Below are 21825 nucleotides of genomic sequence, written 5' to 3'. Positions count from 1 at the left end.
AAATAATAGCCAATTTATGTCTTACTTCGTTGAAGTTATTTTGCCCTTAGCACTCGATAAAACCTTTACTTATCAAGTTTCTGAAGCTGAGTTTAAGTATATTAAACCCGGAATGCGAATTGCTGTTCCGTTCGGAAAAAGTAAAATGTACACCGCTTTGGCGATTGAAACGCATCAAAATCCGCCAACTTTATACGAAGCGAAAGAAATTCATCAAATTCTGGATGAAAATGCAATTGTAAATGAAGTACAGTTGAAGCATTGGCAATGGATTGCTTCTTATTATATGTGTTCAATCGGTGAAGTTTTTCGAGCTGCGTTACCTTCCGGTTTTTTGTTGGAAAGTGAAACAGTAATTTCATTAAAGCAAGGTGAAATTGTAGATGAAAAAGCATTATCCGATGATGAATTTTTGGTATTTGAAGCTCTTCAACATCAAAGTTCACTAAAAGTGAGCGATGTTATTTCTATTCTAAGTAAAAAAAATGTTTTTCCGGTTCTTCAAAAATTGATTAATAAAAGTGTTGTTTCACTTCAGGAAGAAATGCATGAATCATACAAACCAAAATTAGTCAGATATATCAAACTTCATCAAAATTATGTAACCGATGAACGTCTGAATGAACTGTTGAATTCTATCAAAGCTGAAAAACAAAAAGAACTCATATTAGGATATTTTCAGTTAAATGCTGTGGAAAAGAAACTAATTTCTGCTAAACAATTAATTGATTTTGCTTCATCTACTTCGGCTGTTTTAAAAAAATTGATTGAAAAGGAAATTTTTGAAGAATACCATCTTATTCATGATCGAACCGATTTTAACGAAGATGAAAAAGCTAAAAACCTTTCGTTAAGTCATTCACAACAAGCAGCTTTAGATCAAATTAAGAATCATTTTGAAAGCAAAGATGTATGTTTATTACATGGCGTAACATCAAGTGGTAAAACGGAAATTTATAGTCAACTCATACAGGAAGCTATGCAAACCGGTAGACAAATTTTGTTTCTTTTGCCGGAAATTGCATTAACAACACAATTGGTTTCTCGGCTTAGAAAGTTTTTTGGTAATAAAGTAGCGGTTTTTCATTCGAAATACAGCAACAATGAACGGGTGGAAGTATGGAATCAGGTTTTGCAAAACTCTCACAAAGCACAAGTTGTTATTGGTGCACGATCGGCTATGTTTTTACCTTTTTCCGATTTGGGATTAGTGATTGTGGATGAAGAACATGAACAAAATTTCAAACAAACGGATCCTGCTCCACGGTATCATGCTCGCGATGCGGTGACAGTTTTGGCTAAATTTCACCAGGCAAAAGTGCTTTTAGGTTCGGCCACACCGAGTTTGGAAACCTATTATAATACACAAAATCAAAAATATGCGTTGGTTGAACTTTTTGAACGCTACAATAACACACCTTTGCCGGAAGTTATTTTAGTCGATTTAAAAGACAGCTATTTCCGCAAGCGAATGAACGGTCATTTTAGCGATACGTTGATTGAAGAAATAACTTCTGCTTTGTCGTTGGGCGAACAAGTGATACTTTTTCAAAACCGAAGAGGGTATGCTCCTTTGTTGGAATGCATGACGTGCGGACACATTCCGCAGTGCCCGAATTGCGATGTGAGTTTAACGTATCACAAATTTAAAAACCAACTTCGTTGTCATTATTGCGGACATTCGATTGCGAAACCGACCAATTGTCATCAATGTTCAAGTGTTGATTTGACCACAAAAGGTTTTGGAACCGAACAAATTGAATTGGAATTGGCTACGCTTTTTCCCAACAAAAAAATTCAACGAATGGATCAAGATACCACACGTGGAAAATTTGGTTACGATAAAATTATTGATAAATTTCAAAATCGAGAAGTTGATATTTTGGTTGGAACACAAATGTTGGCTAAAGGTTTGGATTTTGATAATGTGAGTTTGGTTGGAATTTTAAATGCCGACAACATGCTTTATTTTCCTGATTTTAGAGCATTTGAACGCAGTTATCAGATGATGGCACAAGTATCGGGTAGGGCAGGAAGGGCTGAAAAAAGAGGGAAAGTAGTGATTCAGACGTATAATCCGAATCATAACACCATTCAGCAAGTAACGCACAATGATTATGTTGGAATGTATAAAGAACAGCTGTATGAACGACAGATTTTTAAATATCCGCCTTTTTTCAAATTAATTAAAATCACACTTCGTCATAAAGAATATGAAAAAGTAAAAGAAAGTTCAATGTGGTTGTATCAGGTTTTGAGTCAGCACCTAAAAATGCCGGTTTTAGGACCGGAAGAACCGGCTGTGAGCAAAATTAGAAATGAGTATATCAGAACAATTGTCATCAAAATTCCGGATAATGTTTCGCCACAAGGCACAAAAAAAACTATCCAAAAAATATTGAATAGTTTTGATGTTATTTCGCAATATAGATATGTAAAGCTAGTAGTAAATGTTGATTTTGGCTAGGCGATTGCAAGAGCTTTCTTCAAATCGTCTTTCTTGTTTCTGCTCAAAGGAATTTTTGTTACACCAATTTCTGCAAACTTGCTATTAAAACGTTCAATTTTGTCGATGTTCACAATAAATGATTTGTGTACACGCAAAAATCTGTCTTTCGACAAATCATTTTCAAACGATTTCATAGTAGAAAGCACTAAGTTGCTGTCTTCGTCGGTTACAACTTTAACATAGTCACCATATGCTTCAATCCATTTAATTTTGGAAGTGAATACTTTTAATTTTTTCAGATTACTTTTGATAAAGATGTAATCACCTTCTTCTTCAGAAACTTCATGTCTCAATTTGTGCATGTCGATTGCTCTTTTTACAGCAGAATCGAAACGATCAACGGAAATAGGTTTTTGTAAGTAATCAGTGGCATCATAATCAAAAGCTTTCACGGCATAATCTGCTTTTGAAGTGATAAAAATGATTTGTGGTTTGTTTTTTAAACCATCAAGGAAATCGAAACCATTAATAATGGGCATTTCGATATCGAGAAAAATAAGGTCAACGGAGTGTATAGACATACAACTCTTTGCCTCAATAGCGTTAGAGAAATCACCCACAAGATGCAAACTCTGGTGATTATTCACTAACTTTGTGATGATCATTCTTTGAATAGAACTGTCATCGACTACGACACAATTTAGTTTCATAATACGATTTATTATAGATTTGGTAAAACAAACGTAGTGCATTTCATCGATAAAAACTAATTTTTTTCGAACTTTTTTACCTTATGTCGATTATTTTGGTATTACACTTGGTTATTAAAATTAAATCCTTACTTTTGCACCCAATTTAACAATTTTAAAGTAAATTATTATGAATCATTATGAAGCTGTTTTCATCTTGAATCCCGTTTTATCTGAACAACAGGTAAAGGAAACAGTAAGCAAATTCGAAGATTTTCTTACAGCCAAAGGGGCAGAGATGGTATCAAAAGAGGATTGGGGCTTAAAAAAATTAGCCTATGAAATCCAACACAAGAAAAGTGGTTTTTACCATTTGTTCGAATTCAAAGCACCTGCTGATAGTATCATCAGTTTTGAAACTGAATTAAGACGTGACGAGAGAATTATGCGTTTCTTAACTGTAAGTTTAGATAAACACGCTATTTCTTGGGCAGAGAGAAGAAGAGAAAAATTAAAAGTTAAAGCGTAATTACTATGTCAACAATAGAGCAATCAGCAAAAGGAAAAAAAGAAGGAGATATCAGATATCTTACTCCTTTGAACATAGATACGAACAAAACTAAAAAGTATTGTCGTTTTAAAAAATCAGGTATTAAATACATTGATTATAAAGATGCAGACTTTTTATTGAAATTCGTAAACGAGCAAGGTAAAATTTTACCAAGACGTTTAACCGGAACTTCATTAAAATACCAAAGAAAAGTGTCTGTTGCCGTTAAAAGAGCAAGACATTTAGCTTTAATGCCATATGTGGCGGATTTATTAAAATAATAATTAATTAAGTTGTTGCCTCGCCATTGGCGGGCTAACTTCTCTAAAAAAAGGACAACAACATGGAACTAATCTTAAAACAAGACGTTCAAAATTTAGGTTTTAAAGACGATATCGTTTCTGTAAAACCAGGTTACGGAAGAAACTTTTTGATTCCACAAGGGTTTGCTGCATTAGCAACACCATCAGCTAAAAAAGTATTGGCTGAAAACTTGAAACAAAAAGCACACAAAGAGCAAAAAGTTGTGGATGATGCTAAGAAATTGGCTGAAACATTAAAAGCTCTAGATATTAAAATTACTGCAAAAGCAGGTGGTGAAAAATTATTTGGTTCTGTAACCAATATCGATATTGTTGAAGCTTTGGAAAAAGCAGGACAACCAATCGATAGAAAATTTGTTACTTCAGGTACAGTAAAAAGAACCGGAAAATACAATGCAACGATTCGTTTACACAGAAACGTTGTGATTGAATTACCGTATGAAATTGTTGCTGAGCAATAATATTCAAACACATAAAACTATAAAGCCCTACTTCGGTAGGGTTTTTTTATACTTTATGTTTAAAAAAAATACATTAAAAATTCTCTTGTATAATTATTAACTTGTTTAAATTTGTCCTATGGCTCAATTTATTAAAATATATCCCGAGAATCCAAACGAAGCAGCTATTGCTAAAGTGGTTAAAGTTTTAAAAGATGGCGGATTAGTAATTTATCCTACCGATACCGTTTATGGTTTGGGTTGCGATATTACCAACACAAAAGCTTTGGAACGTATTGCAAAAATTAAAGGTATAAAACTCGAAAAAGCTAATTTTTCATTCATTTGCCATGATTTGAGCAATATTTCAGATTATGTGAGACAAATTGACACGGCTACTTTTAAGATTTTGAAACGTGCTTTGCCGGGACCATATACTTTTATCCTTCCCGGAAATAACAATTTGCCGAAAGAATTTAAGAAGAAAAAAACTGTTGGTATTCGTGTACCGGATAATAACATTGTACTCGAAATGGTGAAACTATTAGGCAATCCAATTGTGTCCACTTCCATTCACGACGATGATGAAGTGTTGGAATATTCCACAGATCCCGAACTCATTTTTGAAAAATGGCAAAACCTTGTTGATGTTGTTGTTGATGGTGGTTATGGCGACAATCAACCTTCCACGATTATCGATTTATCGGAAGGCGAACCGGTTGTGATTAGAGAGGGAAAAGGGGATAGTGATATTTTTTAAAGTATAAAGAATAGTTAATGAAGGAAGCACTTACAGTAGATCAGGCTATTTTAAAAGGCAAACTCACTATTGTTTTTTTTAAATTATTTATCCTTCTTCTATTTGTAGCATTAGGTATTTTATCGGTTGCATTTTTTAAAATTCATTTTGCTGTTGGGTTATTTGGAGGAATAATTTCTGGATTTTTCCTAATGAAAATCTATTGGAAATATGCTAGTAAAAGGTGGCAAATTTGGGCGTTTGAGTCTGTAAATCATGTACATGAACTCAAACGAAAAGCAATTGATTTGGATTTTATTACAAATAATTTTATCCTAGACCAAAAGTTAACTTCAAAAGATTTAATTTATATTCAGAAAATAAATTACATTCAAAAAAAATTTGAAGTTGAAGATAAATATTATGACGACTTATCTACACCTAAAGAAATTCAAATTTTTATTTCAAAACCTTTTTCAGTTTTGTTTTTCATTATTGGTTTAGGCTTTGTTTTTTCAGCAATATATTCCTATTTCAAATTTAATTTTGAATTTATCAATTTAATTTTATTGTTTGTATTTGGACTTCTATTTGTGATTTCTTCGGTTAAAATACTATTACAAAAAGAACCTGAGATCATTATGAATATAAATGGAATTCAAATTAGAAAACAAAATTTTATTTCATGGAATGATATTCAATCCTGTTATGTGGAAAATCGTAAAATGAATGGGAATAATTATAAAAGTAATTTTTTAGTAATTGTTTTTCTTGAACATAAGATAGAACATAAAATTGATGGATTAAAGATAAAACCTGATTTAATTGATAAATATATCAAGGTTTACACTACTCGAACAATCAAACAGTAAGATATAATCAAAAAGATTTTTAAGAGAATCAGAATTAAAACAAGTTGAAAAGATTATTATTTGAAAAGTGATAAATTATTAAATTAGCATAATTTTTAAGTTGATTATAAGCACAATTCCATAGCCCCGAATGTTCTGAAGTTTTCGGGAGAAAGCCTTTTGTGAATAAAACCTATTTTTTCTTGGTTTCTAACGGAAACGTGATTCCGATTGCAGCTGCTCCGCAAACTTGTTTCAAATTGGGATGACTGTAATAGGTAAAACCTAAATCAAAATTATGTTTACGTCCTAATGCTACGCCAATTGAGAGTGGAATATGCATTGCGATACCTTCTTTTTTTATGTTTGTAAAGGGGGTGAACGTTTCAAATGAACCTATGGAAGCACCAATTCCTATTTCAAAATATGGAGAAAAATAGGGAATAGGAGCATTAATTCTGGTTTTTCCACCAATTAAAAAGGCATTTGAGGTTGTTTTATACACGATATTATTAGGTTCAATTGGTTCCGATTCTGATTCAACCAGAATTAAGCCGGCATAAGGTCGAACGTCAATCCAAGAGGCAATTTTTAATATATATTCTCCTTGCAAAAAAAATCCTGAACCATTCATATCGACGTCGTCATTAGGAGAATTATACCCAATTCCGATAGAAGCTTCGATTGATTTTTCTTTTATGAATTGAGCGTGTAAATGAACATTAGCTAAAAGAAATAGTACACATAGAATAATCTTATTTTTCATTTTTTGATTTTTTTGCGAAGATAAAAATTTAATTATAAGAAAAATATTGAATTCAAAAAATGATTTCTTTAGTATTGAATTTCTTTTTTGGCACGATTTCTAGCCCCGATTGCAGCGAAAAGCCTTTTGTGAAGAAAACCTATTTTTTCTTGGTTTGGCAGGGCGACCAACGGAAGCCCCTGCCAAACCTTAGAAAAAAAGGTTTTTGAGCAAAAGCTTGTAGCAGAAAGCGGGATTAGCTTCTAAAAAAAAGTCTTTACTTAAACGGGAAAAACAACGGAATCACAAATACTGCTACGATCCAAATGATGATGTTTAGGGGTAAACCGACCTTGATATAGTCTTTGAAAGTGTAATTTCCGGGCGAATAGACCATCGTGTTAGTTGGGTTGCAAATGGGCGTCATAAACGTATAGGCACACGCAAACATAATGGCGATAAGGAACGGTTGATAGTTCACTTCCATACTGATTGCAAACTGAATGGCGATGGGTGCCATTAATGCCGCCGCCGCTTTTCCGGAGAGGATGTTGGTGGCAATGAGTGTGACTAAATAGACGAACGCTAATGTAATGTGTAAATCGAAATTACCGAGATTAGTGGCTAAAAAGTCGGCTATGATTTTGGAAGTTCCTGTTTTTTCTAAGGCGGTTCCCATACTTAACACACCGGCAATCATAAAAATTACTTTCCAATCGATGGTGTCGTAGGCTTCTTGGGGTTTCAAGACATTGAGCACCACAAGGGATAAACAACCGACCATTCCGGCAACCACAATGGAGGTGATTCCCATCGCAGCGGCTGTAATTACGCCGACTAAAATGAGTACACTAATAATGGCTTTGCGTTTGTCTAATTTTTGACTCGCAATTTCTTGTAGTGGAAAAAGCATTTTGTGTTTAATCATCTCGTTAAACGATTCGGCAGAGGAATCGATTACGAGCACGTTTCCTTCGCTTAATTTAAAGTCACCTAAATTTGTAAATCTGTTTTTCTTTAAATTTCTCACTGCCAAAACATTAGCACTGTATCTTTCTCTGAATTTAATGTCATTTAATGTTTGTCCGGCGAGTTTAGAACCAAAGGGGATAATGGCTTCGTATAACTGATTTCCTTTATCATTTTTTTCAATAACATCGCTAAAGAGCGGTTTATCATCTTCTAATGTGTAATTTTTATCGTGTCGGATGTCGTTGAGTTCATTAAAATGAATGACGATTTTTAGATGGTCATTGGCTTTTAATTTCCATCGTTCTTCTAGTTTGTTTTTTCGGTTGTTGAGGTTATTTACTTCGATGATTTCGACGTTGTATTTTTGTCTGAGAATGCTTTCGGCGATGGTTTTACCGATGTCGGAACTATTCTCATTGATGATAATTTCGGTAATGAATTGGTTGGATTCTTTTTGCATATCTTCCACCAAACTATTTCTTTTGGGTAATAAAAAAGGGGCGATAAATAACAAATAAATAAATCCGACGGAAGTGATTATCAAGGCCGGAAGTGCAAAACTAAACATTTGAAATCCCGGTAAACCATTGTCTTCGGCATAACCGCTCACGACTAAATTGGCACTCGTTCCGATGATGGTTGTGGCTCCGCCCATTGCCGCTGCAAAGGAAATTGGCAACAATAATTTGGAAGCACTTATCGAACTTTTGCTGCTCACTTGCAACACAATCGGAATCATAATCGCTACCACAGCTGAGTCGTTGATGAAAGCTGAAAACACAGCCGTAATCACACAAAACACGACGAGAGTTAAGGCATAGTTTTTCTTTCCAATTTTGACTAGAATGTCCCGAAACCCTTTCAGTAAACCCGAATTTAGGACAGCATAGCTCATCACCATCATACAAGCTATCGTGATGGGGGCACTGTTGGTAAAGCCCGACAGACCTTCTCTATAATCCAAAATTCCCGTCACGATGAATAGCGTCATAATGATGATGGATGACGTATCGATGGTGAAATATTCTTTGACGAACAGAAATATACCAATCAGAATGATGAGTAGTGTGATGTATATGGAAATGAATTCGGATGAAAACATAAATGGGGATTTACTTATGCTTTCAAATATAGGAAATTATGTTGGTTTTTTTTGGTGGGTGAATTGGGGATCAGAATTATTTAATAAATAGGAATAGGCCTAATTTCTAACTACAATATTTCTTTTAAATTCGTGTTTAGAAAATTTAGCTATTTCTAAATTCATTTCTTTAGCTTTCACCATTTCCGGATTCGTAAATTTATTAAAAGGATAGTTTTTTATACCAAAAGGATTTCTTTTAAAAATTAGTAAGTTGGTGGAGGTTATGCCCATTTCTTTTAAATCCTTTATTTTGTCATCAGCATAATTTTCAATTTCAGCTACTTTTAATGTGGCAATTATTTTGATTCTATGTTTTAAATCTTTTTTTAGTTTGGTTATTTTTAGTTCGTTGTTAAGAACAAGAATAAAAATAAAAGCAAAAAATAACAATATTCCAATTGGAATGGCATGACCAAGGTTTTCAATTACAGTTTCATTTATCCCTCTTCCAGCTCCTCTTCTTCCTAGGTATTTTACAGGAACTCTGTTGAATATAATATAAATCAGAAAAGAAACAAACAGTGTTACTAAACTGCTAAAAAGAAATTTATAATAGTTTTTGGTGTATAATTTTTCCAACGTCTTTACTTCTTCTTCCGATAATTTTTCAATTTTGTTCATGGTTTAAATAGAATCAATTATTTTATTTTTTTGAATATTTCAAATACTCTCTTTTTATTGTTTTTAAAGTTACTATAACTACTTTTTATAAATCTATTACTTCCTCAAAATCTTCTCCAATGTTCTTCCTTTTGCCAATTCGTCTATCAGTTTATCGAGGTAGCGGATTTGTTGCATGAGTTTTTCTTCAATATTTTCAACACGGTAGCCACAGATTACACCAGTTATTTTAGAAGCATTGGGGTTTATTTGTGGAGCTTGTACAAAAAACGTTTCAAAATCTGTTTTTTGATCGAGGTGGTTTTGAAAAGTTTCTGCGTTGTAACCGGTGAGCCAGAAAATAATTTCATCAACTTCAGCTTTGGTGCGGCCTTTTTTTTCTGCTTTGGAGATGTAGTGCGGATAGACACTAGCAAAAGACATTTTATAGATTCTGGTGTTGTTCATACCTTTTTCTTTGGAAAGTTTGTTTTGTAAAAATAATACTTTTATATAAAATGAAATATAGTATAATAAAAATGCCCCAAAGAGTGGTTCGCTTTTTGGGGCATTTTTAAAATATTTAAGTCATTAAATTTATTTATCGCTTAATAAACTTGATCGGTTTAAAATTATCGATGGCAATAAAATAAACGCCATTAGCTAAATCGGTTACTTTGATGCCTTGTTCTACAACTAATGATCCGTGTAAAACAACTTTTCCGGTCATGTCTGTAATGTTATAATTATTTGCAACACTTTCATCTTTTAAACGAACAAAAAGTGTTTCGGTAACTGGATTTGGATAAATTTGAACGTTGATTACCTCTGGATTATTAAGGCTTAATGATTCTTCTAAATGATATTTAGCCATAATTTGGTCAAAATCTTTGGCAACGTCGTCATACAAAATACCGCTAACCACTAATTTACCGTTGGATGTTGGTGAAGCAGAAATTACTTGAGCAAAATGTCCAAAATTGGTTATAACTTGTCCTGAATCTCCAAAAGAAAAGTCAGTTTCTCCGTTACCGGAATAGCGAGTTAAGGCAAATTTTCCAATTTCATCGGTTATTGTTGTGCCAATTAAAGTAATTTTTTGGTTGGTTGGGTTGTAATGAATTTGTGCTGATTTATCATCGCCTGTAACATACGTACTCACATAGCCGCTAGAACCAAAGTTGTTATCTAAAGTTCCATTACTGTTTAAACGATAGAGAATGAAATTGTCATATAACGATTCAAACGTACTTAGAATTTTTCCGTCATTTTGAACTTTGATATCACCATTCGTATTGAAATCAACAGCTTTTTCGGTAAAAAATTTACCATTTCCGTTGAAAGTAGGATCTAATAAACCAACCGTATTAAATTTAAGAATAACAGCTTGATAATCATTTCCATAATTTTCTTCAGTAAGACCAATGGCTATAATTTTTCCATCATTTAAGACTTCAATTGAAGAAATCATTTCATACGTATTAGTTAAGCCTATTTGACTTATTCCGTTATTGCCAAAAGTGTTATCTAATGTTCCGTTTGCATTTAAACGGATTAATAAATAGTCGGCAATTTGGTTTACACTGTTTCCTCCGCCCAATATAATTTTATTATCTGATTGAATTTTAATAGATTTAATTATTGGATTAAAATTTAAAAAATCTTCCGGCAAATAGGTTATTCCTTGGTCGCCAAAAGTTGGATCTAAAGCACCTGCAGGCGTTATTCTGAGGATAAAACTACTTTCAAATGGTGTATTACCACATATAAGAATGTTATTGGCATTATCAACAGCCAATCCACCAAATTCTGTAAGATAAAAACCTAAACCAATTTTTCCATTTGAACCAAAAGTGCTGTCTAGCGATCCGTTTTCATTAAATCGTTGTAAACCGGAATAATAAAAGTTGTTTACAAATATTTTGCTAAGTACAACAACTTTATTGTCTGATTGCACCACCGATTTTATAACCTCTTCATAGGTTGGAAATGGTACATTAAGCTGCTTTTTTCCGTTATTTCCAAAAGTGGTATCAAATGAAATCGGATTTAGATTGAACTTTGCAAAAGCCATGTTATTTTCAATTACAGAAGTTTCAGCGTTTCCTGATATAATTAATTTGTTATCTACAATAGAAATGCAAGCTGCTGTTTCATTTAAACCATTAAATGGAAATGAAACACCCCAACTTGTTCCGCTGAAAGTGTTATCTAATTCTCCTGTTGATGTATAGCGAGCCAGTAACATACTTTCTTTACTAGTAGTGTTGTTATAATACGTATCCATTTGGATTATCTTTCCATCCGATTGAAGTGCTATTTTTCCTGGACGGTTACTGCTCAGATCTACAGTTGCTGATTGAAAACCATCACCACTAAATGAAGTGTCAAAAGTTCCGTTAGTGTTAAATCTAGCCATGAACAAAGCGTCGCCGTTAGCATAATATTTTCCGCCAAGTAAAATTTTTCCATCTGGTTGTATTAGCAAATCAGTGACTCTTGCAGCTGTTGCATTTGTTATAGAGAAAGATCTTCTTCCGGTTGAATTGAATGTAGTATCATCAGTTCCATTTGAATTATATCGAGCAATAAAGAGAGAAGTACTTGCTTCATTAAAAGAATAACCTGAAACAAGTAGTTTGCCATCTGTTTGAATGCTTAGTGCAACCGGATAATCTATAGCTCCAAAATTATCTGTAACATTTAACGTATTGTCTAAAATTCCATTTGAATTTAATCTGAATAATTTATAATAATTTACATCACTAATCTTTATTGTTGTCAAGGCAACAATTTTGTTGTCCGATTGAATTTCTAAATCTACAACGGGATTTGGTGAGTAGTTTGAATTATTTGAATTGGTGTTATAATATGTTCCGTCATACGCAAAACCGGTATCCAATGTTCCGTTGGACATATATCGGGCAACTGCAATGTCATTGAGGTATGAGCTACCAACTAAGATTTTTCCGTCTGTTTGTAACTTTACTATATTTATTCCGTTGATAAATGGATGAACGGCTTTTCCATCTGTTCCAAACGTAACATCAATATCACCATTTGCCAAAAGTCGCATGACAAAACCTCTTGGTTCCATATCGTTATTAATTTCACCCACTACAATTGTTTTTCCATCAGGAAGAACAACATGGCTTTTAACATTAAAACTAGCATTCCATAGATTTGTTCTAACTATGCCGTTGTTTCCAAATGAAAGGTCTAAATCTCCGGCTTGTTGAGCAATACTTGAAAAAAAACTTAGAAAAGCTATTACGAAAAAGTAATTTTTATTCATTGATTTTTGTATTAAAAAATTTTTCAAAAGTAGTGTTTTCAATTTTAAATTAACTAATTGTTGAAAAGTTTTACTTACTTTTTGCAGCACTATTTTTCTGAAAAATACATAGTTATAAAATGAATTTTCTAATTTAGAAATAGGGAAGGAGTTGCAAAGTAGGTAAAGGAATTGTGTGTCAATGGCAACGTTATTTTTTGTAAAACTAAAATCTATTCAATTGGATTTTTGATTGTTTTAACGGTTTGCATATATAGAAGTGGTGGTTTTTGAAAACCGATTTTTCATTTTAGTACTTAACTTTCTTTGATGTACAAAGTTTACTTTTAGTATTCAAACCGCCATTTCTTAAATATGCTGTTAGCATTAGTATTTAATCTTTTAAAATTTTAACATTATAAAATAAATTGTTATCTGTTTTTAACAGTAATATATATTGTCCTCTTGAAAGAAAACTTAAATCTATTTCATGACTTTCATGTAAAATATCATTATCTATTAATACATTTCTTCCATCAATATCGAATATTTTAACTTCAATTATTTTAACATCGTTAGAATTAAGATTTACAAAAAGCTTTTCTTTCACTGGATTAGGATAGTAATTAATTACACTATCATTAGTTAAATTATCTAAATCTAATGTATTGCTATTAATTACTCTTGTAAAAATAAAATCATGGTCACTATATTCGTTTATTCCACCAATAACTAGATTACTATTATCAAATTTAATTTTTACAACTCTATGTATATTATTATTAAAGCTCAATATTCCTTGATTTGCAAAATCAGTTACAAAATCCCCATTAATATCTAATTTACAAACAAATCCATTATAATTATAGTAACTATAAGTTGTTCTATAACTGCCTCCAATATAAATAAAATTTTCATCTATAATTGATGTTCTGACGAACTCCTGAAGTGAATTAGAAGAATTGATAAGACTTAATATTTTAATACCGTTTGTACCAAACCCAGAAATTAGACTTCCATTAGAATTAAATTTTGCAATTACTGTTTCTGAATAATTTGAATCATTATCATTATAAATTGTACCAGTTAATATAAAATCTCCATTATCATAAAATGATAACTCAGCTACATTTTCAGAATAATTTGTGATATTTAAGATTGACAGACCATTTACTCCAAAACTACTATCAAAACTACCGTCAATATTTAATTTTGCTACAAAAATATCCTTTTCATTTACAGATGTATTATTTAAAGTACTATTTCCAGCTATAATAATTTTATTTGTTCCTACTAATTCCATTTGACTGATACTATATCTTCTAGAATTATTTGGGAAATTTAAAATTTTCTTTCCGTTTGAGCCAAATGATGTATCTATACTTCCATTATTATTAATCATTAACATTGTAACCCTAACATGCGAATCAACGTTTGTCCCCATTACTACTATTTTTCCATTTGATAACTCTTTGGCGGAAACGGCATTATCACTCCCATTAAACATTGAATCTATCAAAAGTCCATTATTTGCAAAAGATGTGTCTAAAACTCCATTATTAAGATATTTAGCAATAGCAAATGATAGATTAGAACCAAAAGATGGATAATAATATCCTACTGCTAAATAACCATTCGCTACTTTTTCAATTTTATTTGGGTTACCACCAACAACATTTGTGCCGTGATAAATACCATCATTGCCGAAATTTAAATTATAATTTCCGTTAGAATTAACACTACATAATGCAAAATCATATGCATTTTGATGATAAGTCCTACCAACTGAAACAATATAATTTTGACTATCAATTAAAAAATCTTGTAAAGTGTCATCTTTATCTGAAACTGTTGGGCTAAAATAAGGTCCGAAACTTTGATCTAAAGAACCATTGTTTTGACCAAAATTTTTTACTAAAAAAAATAAAAAAATAATTAATGTAATTTTTTTCATAATATTGATGTTAACGTCAGTCCGTCTAAAAAACCATTCCCGAACTGATTTTAATTAAATATCACGTAAATATATTGGTTTTAAGTTATAATAAAAACCTTTTTTAAAAAGTAGATTCAAAAATAAAAATGTTCTAAAAAGCCTTAAAATGATCTTTTTAGCCCAAAAAAAAAGGACAGTACTTTTAAATTGTTAGATTACATTTGGTAAATAAAAGAGGAAATACTTTCGTGACATCATTGATAAAGTAAAGCTAACTTTTTACTCCAATGCCTTCGGCGGACAAAAAGTTGTTGCCAACTTTTCCAACAAGCCATTGGAACAGATAAGCATACTCGAAAAAAACCAACATATAACCCTTATTCAAAGTTGTTGATAACTTTATGGTGCTTTACATAGGAACTGCTGTTAGGTGCTGCTGTTCTGTCCATATTTTGTGATAAAATCTTGTCCATTATCGTAGTCTGCGGGATTAATGTATGAAATAACTCCAATGTCTGAATTCAAAAGATTTTTAAGTTTTTCGAAATACTTACTTTCCGTTTCTTCAGTCCCGTCAATAGTCAGACTCATAATCAGTTTGTCGTCCGCTGTTATTATAGCACCAACCATAATTTTGTCAGGATTGTCATAGTTTTTATTCCAATAGAAAGTCTGGTCTAGTCCGGTATTTTCTATTAAATAATTTATCATCTCGTCTTCTGTTTTAAATATATAATTCTCATCATCAAGTCGAGAAGCATAGTCTAAATTCAATTTTTCGTATTCAGGAATAAAAGTATTCAAAACTAAGTCAATAGTTTTTCTTGATTTTTGTCCTGCGTACACTTGACAAATTATATCTCGAATTATTTCCATCGGTTTGGTCTTTAAAGTTGCACCTAACTTGTATATATGTATAAACAAATCATACTAACACACCTAAAATTGGGTAGATATGTACGATAATCATCCAATATTATTTGTTTATCAAATATAACAAAAGATATTGGAAATCATCAGATGGAGTTTTTATTTGATTAAATATTTTTATGTTTAAATCCTGATTTGCAGATAATTCTAGCCCCGATTGCAGCGAAAAGCCTTTTGTGAAGAAAACCTATTTTTTCTTGGTTTGGCAGAGCGACCTTGGGAGCTACTGCCGGGCCTTAGAAAAAAAGGTTTTTGAGCAAAAGCTTGTAGCGGAAAGCGGGATTAGCTTCTAAATAAATGACTAACGGTTACATTTCCACACAAACTTCTTGTGCGTATGCGGAAATCCTTCCCGTTCATAAAATGTATGGGCTTTTTCGCGTTTAAAGCCGGAAGTAACTTCAATTTGAAGGAGATTATTTTGTTTGGCGATGGTCTTTAATTCATCGAGCAATTTTTTGCCAATGTGGTGACTTCTGTAATTGGCATCTACAAACATTTCCTGAATTTCGCCTACCAAACCACCGTGATGGATGAGGTTTTGCACGTGGCAACTGAGAAAGCCGACCGGAGTTTGGTTGATCTCGGCTAATAGAAAAATATGTTTGGAATTTGCGAGGTTTTCGAGAAAGATTGCACGTTGCGATTCTTTAGGAAAAACACACTCTTCTAACTCGTTGATAAATTGATAAACGGCCTCAAAATCGGTTTCGGTAACGGGACGAATGAGGCAGTTCATGGTGTTATTTTTTGATGGATTTTAAAACGGCTTTTTTCTCAAAGTTCAGCACTTCTAACGTAATTGCAACTTGGTCGACTGTTTTGCCTTCTATGACATATAATTTGGCAGCTCCTTCTTTTATATTGCTTAGGTCAAAATCTACATCGCCATGCATTAAAGTATTTTTGATGTCAACCGTATCAATCCACGTCTCTGCCAATACTTCTGAGGCTTCTTCGGAATAATGAAATGGTTTTGTGCGAATGTCTTTTAATACCCGGCAATTGGGTAAATAACAGAATGTTACACCTCTTGCTTCGGCTTTTGCCCCTAAAAAATAAATAAGAAAAATGACTCCGATTAATAAACCGAACAGAAAAAAAGCAAGACGTTGATAGAATTTCATCACTAAGTTTTAATGCGGCAAAAGTACAAACAAATTCGCTAAAACACAATCAAATTAATGTCGCTGTTGGGTAAATCAAACCAATCGCCAATGGATTTATTGGTCAAGATGCCGTGGTAAAAATAGAGTCCGTTTTTAAGTCCGCGGTTGCAACGAATGGCACTTTCTACACCGCCGTCTTCCGCAATTTGAATTAAATAAGGGGTTAAAATATTACTGATGGACAACGAAGCCGTTTTGGAATAGCGTGACGGAATATTCGGCACACAATAATGTACAACGTTATTTTTTATGAAAGTCGGTTTTTCGTGTGTTGTGATTTCGGAAGTTTCAAAACAACCGCCTGTATCAATGCTCACATCAACAATTACGGCTCCTTTTTTCATATGTTCCACCATCGTTTCGGTCACCACAACAGGTGTGCGGTTTTGTCCACGCATGGCACCAATCGCCACATCGCAACGACGTAACGCTTTAAGTAAACCTTTTGGTTGTATAGTAGAGGTAAAAATTGGATGTTTTAAATTGTTTTGTAAACGACGCAGTTTTGTGATTGAATTGTCGAAAACTTTTACATTTGAACCTAAACCAAGAGCGGTTTTAGCTGCAAATTCTCCTACCGTTCCTGCACCAATAATCACAACTTCGGTTGGGGCTACTCCGGTAATATTTCCAAAAAGTAAGCCTTTCCCAAACTGGTTGTTAATCATTAATTCGGCCGCAATTAAGATGGAAGCTGTTCCGGCAATTTCGCTTAAGGATTTCACGGCTGGGTAGGAACCGTCATCGTCTTTGATGAATTCAAATGCAAAAGCGGTGATTTTTTTCTTAGCTAATTTTTCGAAATATTCTTTTTTTCGGGTTTTTAATTGAATCGCAGAAATGATAATTGTATTTGGATTGATCATTTCGATTTCTGCAGAAGTTGGTGGTTCTACTTTTAGAATCATCGGACAACTAAAAACTTTTTTAGGATCTTGAGTGATTTCTGCTCCGGCATCGGAATATTCTTTGTCGGAATAACTCGCACTTTCTCCGGCTCCGGCTTCCAACATTACCCGATGACCATGCGAAACGAGTGAATTGACTGCATCCGGTGTCAAGCAAATTCTACGTTCCTGATAGGAAGTTTCTTTCGGAATTCCGATAAATAATTCGCTTTTATGTCGGGCAATTTCCAATTTTTCTTCCTGCGGAAGTAATTGCTGTTTGGAGAAAGGTGTTATGGGCATAAATCAAATTGTAAAAATAAGTGTCTAAGTTAGGAATTATTTTGGAATTTGAAAGAGTTATTTTTTTTCTGAAAAGTTTGAGGTTTCAAGTTTCAGGTTTGAGGTTTCAAGTTTCAGGTTGATTCGTGCTAAAACGAAAATGTTTCACAGACAAATCCGCTTAAATCTATTATAGCCAAGCTATCAAAAATCTGTGAAAATCCGCGTTTTGCAAAGCAAATCCGTTTAATCCGTGTTCTATTTTTAAGTTTCAGGTTTCAAGTTTCAGGTTGAGTTGAACTATAAATTAGTTTAAAATTAATTTTCGATAACCGTTTTCCAAAATTTCTATAGTAATGACATTATGTTTGTCAGGAATTAAGTTCGGAATTTTTTCTGCCCATTCGATAAAGCACCAGTGCCCGGAATAAAGATAATCTTCTATACCAAAATCAAGGGCTTCCATTTCATTTTTTAGACGATACATGTCGAAGTGATAAACCAATCCGTCTTGAGCTTCATATTCGTTAACCAAAGAAAAAGTAGGACTGGATGTTGGGTTTTCAACACCCAATACTTTGGATAATGCTTTGATAAAGGTTGTTTTTCCGGCACCCATTTGCCCATTGAAGAGAATTACTTTTTCTGGGTTTGAATGTATTATTTTTTGAGCGATGGCTTCTATTTCGCTTAAATTGAATTGGTATTGCATTTTATTTTATCCCTTTTAGTGGCACACTGAGTTTAATTGAGACTGCAAAATTAGTATTTTTTTTAAGTTTCGACTCCCCTCTCCATTGGAGAGGGGTTGGGGGTGAGGTAACAGCACACAGATTTTGATAACTATTGTTATTAAAAAAAGGATTCATTGCTACTGAATTAGCATTCATTACAACTTCCATCTTCCATCTTCCATCTACCTCGGATTAAACACCAAAAAAGGAACAATCATCTCCTCCAGCGAAATTCCACCATGTTGATAGGAATTTCGATAATAACTTACATAGTGATTGTAATTGTTCACATACGCCAAGAACAAATCATTTTTGGCAAAAATAAAAGAGCTGCTCATGTTGATGGAGGGTAAGCCAATTTTTTTCGGGTCTTTCACGGCATACACATCTTTGTCTTCATAGGTTAAACTTCGTCCGGTTTTGTATCGAAGGTTCAAACTTGTGTTTTTATCACCAATTACTTTGGATGGATTTTTCACGTTTATGGTTCCGTGGTCAGTGGTTAAGATAAGTTTGAAGCCCATTTGTTGAGCCATCTGAATCATTTCCAATAAGGGTGAATTTTTGAACCAGCTTAGTGTTAACGAACGATACGCTTTGTCATTGGAAGCCAATTCTTTAACCACTTCCATTTCGGTTTTAGCATGCGAAAGCATATCTACAAAATTATAAACAATTGTAGTTAAGTCATTATTTTTCAATCCTTTGAAGTTGTCTACTAACTTTTTACCGTCTTTAAAATTGGTGATTTTATAGTATTCACTTTTAATGTGTAGGCCTAATCGTTTTAATTGAGCTTCTAAAAATTCTCCTTCGTAAAGATTTTTTCCACCGTCTTCTACATCATTTCGCCAATATTGAGGAAATTGTTTTTCCATTTCCAATGGCGTTAAACCTGAGAAAATAGCATTTCTGGCATATTGTGTAGCCGTTGGTAACATGGCGTAATAAGCTGCTTCTTTTTCGGGTTTGTAATGGTTGTTTACCACACTTTCAAATGCTTTCCATTGGTCATAACGCAAATTATCAATCACAACAAATAAAATAGGTTTATCTTTTTTTACGATTTCCGGAACAACATATTCTCTAAATAATTTGTGTGATAAAACAGGTTTGTCTGTTTTTTCTTCAAACCATTTTTCATAATTTTTTTCAATAAATTTTCCGAATTGGCTGTTGGCTTCTACTTTTTGAGATTCTAAAATAGAAATCAATCCTTGGTCTTCGATGTTTTCTAATTCAATTTCCCAGAAAATTAATTTTTTATACAATTCCGTCCAATCTTCAAAGGAATTTACCATGGCTAAATCCATCGCAATTTTTCGAAATTCTTTCTGATAATCCAACGTTGTTTTTTCGGTAATTAAACGGGAATGATCTAGATTTTTCTTCAAAGCCAACAAAATTTGATTTGGATTAACCGGTTTAATCAAATAATCAGCAATTTTAGAACCAATGGCTTCTTCCATGATGCTTTCTTCCTCGCTTTTGGTAATCATAATCACGGGAACAGCCGATTTTTTTTCCTTCATTTCCGAAAGCGTTTCCAAACCGCTCATTCCGGGCATATTTTCATCCAAAAACACAATATCAAACTGGTTTTCTTCAAATATATCAACCGCATCACGACCATTATTGCACGTAGTTACAGCATAATTTTTGTTTTCTAAAAAAAGAATATGTGGTTTGAGTAAATCAATTTCATCATCTACCCAAAGAATTTTTATTTTGTCCATAAAGGTGTTTTTTTATTTGGTGCAATTTAACAATTATCGAACGTAGGAAGTATTAAAGTTATTGTAAAAAATCGTTGATTAATACAAAATCAAAATCAGTATATTTGCAATCCAATTCTAACTTTGTGAGTCGAACCAATAAATTAAAAATTTTTAACGATCCAATTTACGGATTTATTAGTATTCCTAATGAATTGGTTTTCGATTTAATTCAGCATCCGTACTTTCAGCGTTTGCGAAGAATTTCTCAAATGGGAATGTCCTATTTGGTTTATCCCGGAGCACATCATACCCGTTTTCATCATGCTTTGGGTGCGATGCATTTGATGCAGAAAGCTGTTGAAGTATTGCGTTTCAAAGGAATTTCAATTTCACAAGACGAAGAAACAGCTCTTTATGTCGCTATTTTGTTGCATGATATTGGACATGGACCTTTTTCGCATGCTTTAGAACAAAGTATTGTTGAAAACGTGCATCACGAAGAAATTTCCCTTTTGTTTATGAATCGGCTTAATGAGGAGTTTGATGGGAAATTAAACTTAGCCATTCAGATTTTTAAAGGAGAATATCATCGAAAATTCATGCTTCAATTGATTTCGAGTCAGTTGGATATGGATCGGATGGATTATTTAAAAAGAGATAGTTTTTATTCCGGTGTTGCTGAAGGAAATATTAATTCAGATCGATTGATTCAGATGCTACATGTGATTGATGATGTTTTGGTTGTGGAAGAAAAAGCGATTTATTCCATCGAAAAATTCCTAATGGCCAGACGATTGATGTATTGGCAAGCCTATTTGCACAAAACAAGTTTGGTGGCCGAACTAATTCTCACCAAAGCATTAAAAAGAGCCAAAGAACTTTCTCAAAAAGGAATTGTTTTGGATGCATCAAAACCACTTTTGTTTTTTTTGAATAATAAAATTGAAAAAGAAGATTTTACAGTAGAAATTTTAGAAAAATTTTCCCAATTAGATGATTTTGATATTATGAGTGCGTTGAAAACATGGCAATATCATGACGACTTTGTGCTGAGTTCATTAAGTAAAATGATTATTAACAGAGATTTGCTTAAAATTAAACTAAGCAATGAAAAGTTTGATAGAGAAGTGTTGACATCTTATAAAGAACAATTATTGCAACAATATCCAATCTCTATGTCAGAAACGGATTATTTTGTATTTAAAGGAAAAATAAAAACGTTGGGTTACAATAAGGAGTCGCAACCAATCAAAATTGTAAAAAAAGATAGAACCATTGAGGATATCGTAATTTCTTCCGATCAACTCAATTCCAGAGCATTCTCTAAGCCGGTAACAAAATTCTATATTTGTTTTCCAAAAGTACTCGAAGAAATTAACAAATTTTAGGTAGT

At 32.9% G+C, this 21825-nt stretch carries 20 protein-coding genes; 7 read left to right on the top strand and 13 right to left on the bottom strand.

What is annotated here, in order from left to right; translation table 11 throughout:
• The first annotated feature begins 16 nt into the window (after positions 1-16).
• The gene (priA, locus tag M0M57_RS15560) at positions 17-2467 is read left to right on the top strand and encodes a replication restart helicase PriA (protein WP_248434019.1); all 2451 of its coding nucleotides are present in this window, start codon (positions 17-19) and stop codon (positions 2465-2467) included.
• Here priA and M0M57_RS15555 read toward each other — a convergent pair.
• Positions 2464-3159, bottom strand: a complete 696-nt coding sequence (locus tag M0M57_RS15555) for a LytR/AlgR family response regulator transcription factor (RefSeq protein ID WP_248434018.1) — start codon at positions 3157-3159, stop codon at positions 2464-2466. The two genes, priA and M0M57_RS15555, sit on opposite strands and share 4 nt — an antisense overlap.
• Before the next feature lie 169 nt (positions 3160-3328).
• On the opposite strand from M0M57_RS15555, the gene rpsF reads away from it, so the two are divergent.
• From rpsF to M0M57_RS15530, 5 genes are all read left to right on the top strand, one after another.
• Complete coding sequence (rpsF, locus tag M0M57_RS15550) at positions 3329-3667, top strand: 30S ribosomal protein S6 (RefSeq protein WP_248434017.1); 339 nt, start codon at positions 3329-3331, stop codon at positions 3665-3667.
• A gap of 5 nt (positions 3668-3672) precedes the next feature.
• Positions 3673-3969, top strand: a complete 297-nt coding sequence (rpsR, locus tag M0M57_RS15545; protein ID WP_112087383.1) for a 30S ribosomal protein S18 — start codon at positions 3673-3675, stop codon at positions 3967-3969.
• 62 nt (positions 3970-4031) lie between these two features.
• Positions 4032-4472 (top strand): 50S ribosomal protein L9, encoded by a 441-nt coding sequence (rplI, locus tag M0M57_RS15540; protein ID WP_248434016.1) that lies wholly within the window; start codon positions 4032-4034, stop codon positions 4470-4472.
• 118 nt (positions 4473-4590) lie between these two features.
• The gene (locus M0M57_RS15535; protein ID WP_248434015.1) at positions 4591-5211 is read left to right on the top strand and encodes an L-threonylcarbamoyladenylate synthase; all 621 of its coding nucleotides are present in this window, start codon (positions 4591-4593) and stop codon (positions 5209-5211) included.
• Positions 5212-5228: 17 nt separating this feature from the next.
• On the top strand, positions 5229-6062 hold the full coding sequence (locus M0M57_RS15530; RefSeq protein WP_248434014.1) for a hypothetical protein: 834 nt from the start codon (positions 5229-5231) through the stop codon (positions 6060-6062).
• Between the two features lie 172 nt (positions 6063-6234).
• On the opposite strand, the gene M0M57_RS15525 is transcribed toward M0M57_RS15530, so the two are convergent.
• The 12 genes from M0M57_RS15525 to porX form a co-directional block, all read right to left on the bottom strand.
• The gene (locus M0M57_RS15525; protein ID WP_248434013.1) at positions 6235-6807 is read right to left on the bottom strand and encodes a hypothetical protein; all 573 of its coding nucleotides are present in this window, start codon (positions 6805-6807) and stop codon (positions 6235-6237) included.
• Positions 6808-7063: 256 nt separating this feature from the next.
• Positions 7064-8860, bottom strand: coding sequence for an SLC13 family permease (locus tag M0M57_RS15520; protein WP_248434012.1), 1797 nt, complete (start codon positions 8858-8860; stop codon positions 7064-7066).
• A gap of 99 nt (positions 8861-8959) precedes the next feature.
• Positions 8960-9523 (bottom strand): hypothetical protein, encoded by a 564-nt coding sequence (locus M0M57_RS15515; RefSeq protein WP_248434011.1) that lies wholly within the window; start codon positions 9521-9523, stop codon positions 8960-8962.
• Between the two features lie 96 nt (positions 9524-9619).
• Positions 9620-9970 carry a DUF2200 domain-containing protein gene (locus M0M57_RS15510; protein ID WP_248434010.1) on the bottom strand — a complete coding sequence of 117 codons (351 nt, stop codon included), beginning with the start codon at positions 9968-9970 and terminating at the stop codon, positions 9620-9622.
• A 133-nt stretch (positions 9971-10103) separates the two neighbouring features.
• Positions 10104-12797 (bottom strand): T9SS type A sorting domain-containing protein, encoded by a 2694-nt coding sequence (locus tag M0M57_RS15505; RefSeq protein WP_248434009.1) that lies wholly within the window; start codon positions 12795-12797, stop codon positions 10104-10106.
• Between the two features lie 373 nt (positions 12798-13170).
• Positions 13171-14730 carry a T9SS type A sorting domain-containing protein gene (locus tag M0M57_RS15500; protein WP_248434008.1) on the bottom strand — a complete coding sequence of 520 codons (1560 nt, stop codon included), beginning with the start codon at positions 14728-14730 and terminating at the stop codon, positions 13171-13173.
• 408 nt (positions 14731-15138) lie between these two features.
• Positions 15139-15558: a hypothetical protein gene (locus tag M0M57_RS15495; RefSeq protein ID WP_248434007.1), complete on the bottom strand. Its 420-nt coding sequence runs from the start codon at positions 15556-15558 to the stop codon at positions 15139-15141.
• A gap of 385 nt (positions 15559-15943) precedes the next feature.
• Positions 15944-16381 (bottom strand): GNAT family N-acetyltransferase, encoded by a 438-nt coding sequence (locus M0M57_RS15490; protein WP_248434006.1) that lies wholly within the window; start codon positions 16379-16381, stop codon positions 15944-15946.
• 4 nt (positions 16382-16385) lie between these two features.
• Complete coding sequence (locus tag M0M57_RS15485; protein WP_248434005.1) at positions 16386-16769, bottom strand: DUF4258 domain-containing protein; 384 nt, start codon at positions 16767-16769, stop codon at positions 16386-16388.
• 38 nt (positions 16770-16807) lie between these two features.
• Positions 16808-18001: an alanine dehydrogenase gene (locus M0M57_RS15480; protein WP_248434004.1), complete on the bottom strand. Its 1194-nt coding sequence runs from the start codon at positions 17999-18001 to the stop codon at positions 16808-16810.
• A 286-nt stretch (positions 18002-18287) separates the two neighbouring features.
• Positions 18288-18692 carry a tRNA (adenosine(37)-N6)-threonylcarbamoyltransferase complex ATPase subunit type 1 TsaE gene (gene tsaE / locus M0M57_RS15475; protein WP_248434003.1) on the bottom strand — a complete coding sequence of 135 codons (405 nt, stop codon included), beginning with the start codon at positions 18690-18692 and terminating at the stop codon, positions 18288-18290.
• Positions 18693-18896: 204 nt separating this feature from the next.
• Positions 18897-20450: a T9SS response regulator signal transducer PorX gene (gene porX / locus M0M57_RS15470; protein ID WP_248434002.1), complete on the bottom strand. Its 1554-nt coding sequence runs from the start codon at positions 20448-20450 to the stop codon at positions 18897-18899.
• Positions 20451-20575: 125 nt separating this feature from the next.
• On the opposite strand from porX, the gene M0M57_RS15465 reads away from it, so the two are divergent.
• A complete protein-coding gene (locus M0M57_RS15465) occupies positions 20576-21820 on the top strand; it encodes an HD domain-containing protein (RefSeq protein WP_248436767.1) in 1245 nt (414 codons plus the stop codon).
• The last annotated feature ends 5 nt before the right edge of the window (positions 21821-21825 follow it).

Origin of the sequence: Flavobacterium azooxidireducens, from assembly GCF_023195775.1 — a bacterium.
GTDB classification, from domain to species: domain Bacteria; phylum Bacteroidota; class Bacteroidia; order Flavobacteriales; family Flavobacteriaceae; genus Flavobacterium; species Flavobacterium azooxidireducens.
The sequence above is the reverse complement of the archived record's forward strand: the minus strand, read 5'-3'. Positions and strand labels throughout refer to the sequence as shown.

What these genes read in the sequence shown, in the direction of transcription:
- M0M57_RS15485 (WP_248434005.1), bottom strand. Translation starts at nt 16,769, where the DNA reads ATGAAATTCTATCAACGTCTTGCTTTTTTTCTGTTCGGTTTATTAATC.
- M0M57_RS15480 (WP_248434004.1), bottom strand. Translation starts at nt 18,001, where the DNA reads ATGCCCATAACACCTTTCTCCAAACAGCAATTACTTCCGCAGGAAGAA.
- M0M57_RS15520 (WP_248434012.1), bottom strand. Translation starts at nt 8,860, where the DNA reads ATGTTTTCATCCGAATTCATTTCCATATACATCACACTACTCATCATT.
- M0M57_RS15555 (WP_248434018.1), bottom strand. Translation starts at nt 3,159, where the DNA reads ATGAAACTAAATTGTGTCGTAGTCGATGACAGTTCTATTCAAAGAATG.
- priA (WP_248434019.1), top strand. Translation starts at nt 17, where the DNA reads ATGTCTTACTTCGTTGAAGTTATTTTGCCCTTAGCACTCGATAAAACC.
- rpsF (WP_248434017.1), top strand. Translation starts at nt 3,329, where the DNA reads ATGAATCATTATGAAGCTGTTTTCATCTTGAATCCCGTTTTATCTGAA.
- M0M57_RS15530 (WP_248434014.1), top strand. Translation starts at nt 5,229, where the DNA reads ATGAAGGAAGCACTTACAGTAGATCAGGCTATTTTAAAAGGCAAACTC.
- rplI (WP_248434016.1), top strand. Translation starts at nt 4,032, where the DNA reads ATGGAACTAATCTTAAAACAAGACGTTCAAAATTTAGGTTTTAAAGAC.
- M0M57_RS15525 (WP_248434013.1), bottom strand. Translation starts at nt 6,807, where the DNA reads ATGAAAAATAAGATTATTCTATGTGTACTATTTCTTTTAGCTAATGTT.
- M0M57_RS15515 (WP_248434011.1), bottom strand. Translation starts at nt 9,523, where the DNA reads ATGAACAAAATTGAAAAATTATCGGAAGAAGAAGTAAAGACGTTGGAA.
- M0M57_RS15500 (WP_248434008.1), bottom strand. Translation starts at nt 14,730, where the DNA reads ATGAAAAAAATTACATTAATTATTTTTTTATTTTTTTTAGTAAAAAAT.
- rpsR (WP_112087383.1), top strand. Translation starts at nt 3,673, where the DNA reads ATGTCAACAATAGAGCAATCAGCAAAAGGAAAAAAAGAAGGAGATATC.
- M0M57_RS15510 (WP_248434010.1), bottom strand. Translation starts at nt 9,970, where the DNA reads ATGAACAACACCAGAATCTATAAAATGTCTTTTGCTAGTGTCTATCCG.
- M0M57_RS15505 (WP_248434009.1), bottom strand. Translation starts at nt 12,797, where the DNA reads ATGAATAAAAATTACTTTTTCGTAATAGCTTTTCTAAGTTTTTTTTCA.
- porX (WP_248434002.1), bottom strand. Translation starts at nt 20,450, where the DNA reads ATGGACAAAATAAAAATTCTTTGGGTAGATGATGAAATTGATTTACTC.
- M0M57_RS15535 (WP_248434015.1), top strand. Translation starts at nt 4,591, where the DNA reads ATGGCTCAATTTATTAAAATATATCCCGAGAATCCAAACGAAGCAGCT.
- tsaE (WP_248434003.1), bottom strand. Translation starts at nt 18,692, where the DNA reads ATGCAATACCAATTCAATTTAAGCGAAATAGAAGCCATCGCTCAAAAA.
- M0M57_RS15490 (WP_248434006.1), bottom strand. Translation starts at nt 16,381, where the DNA reads ATGAACTGCCTCATTCGTCCCGTTACCGAAACCGATTTTGAGGCCGTT.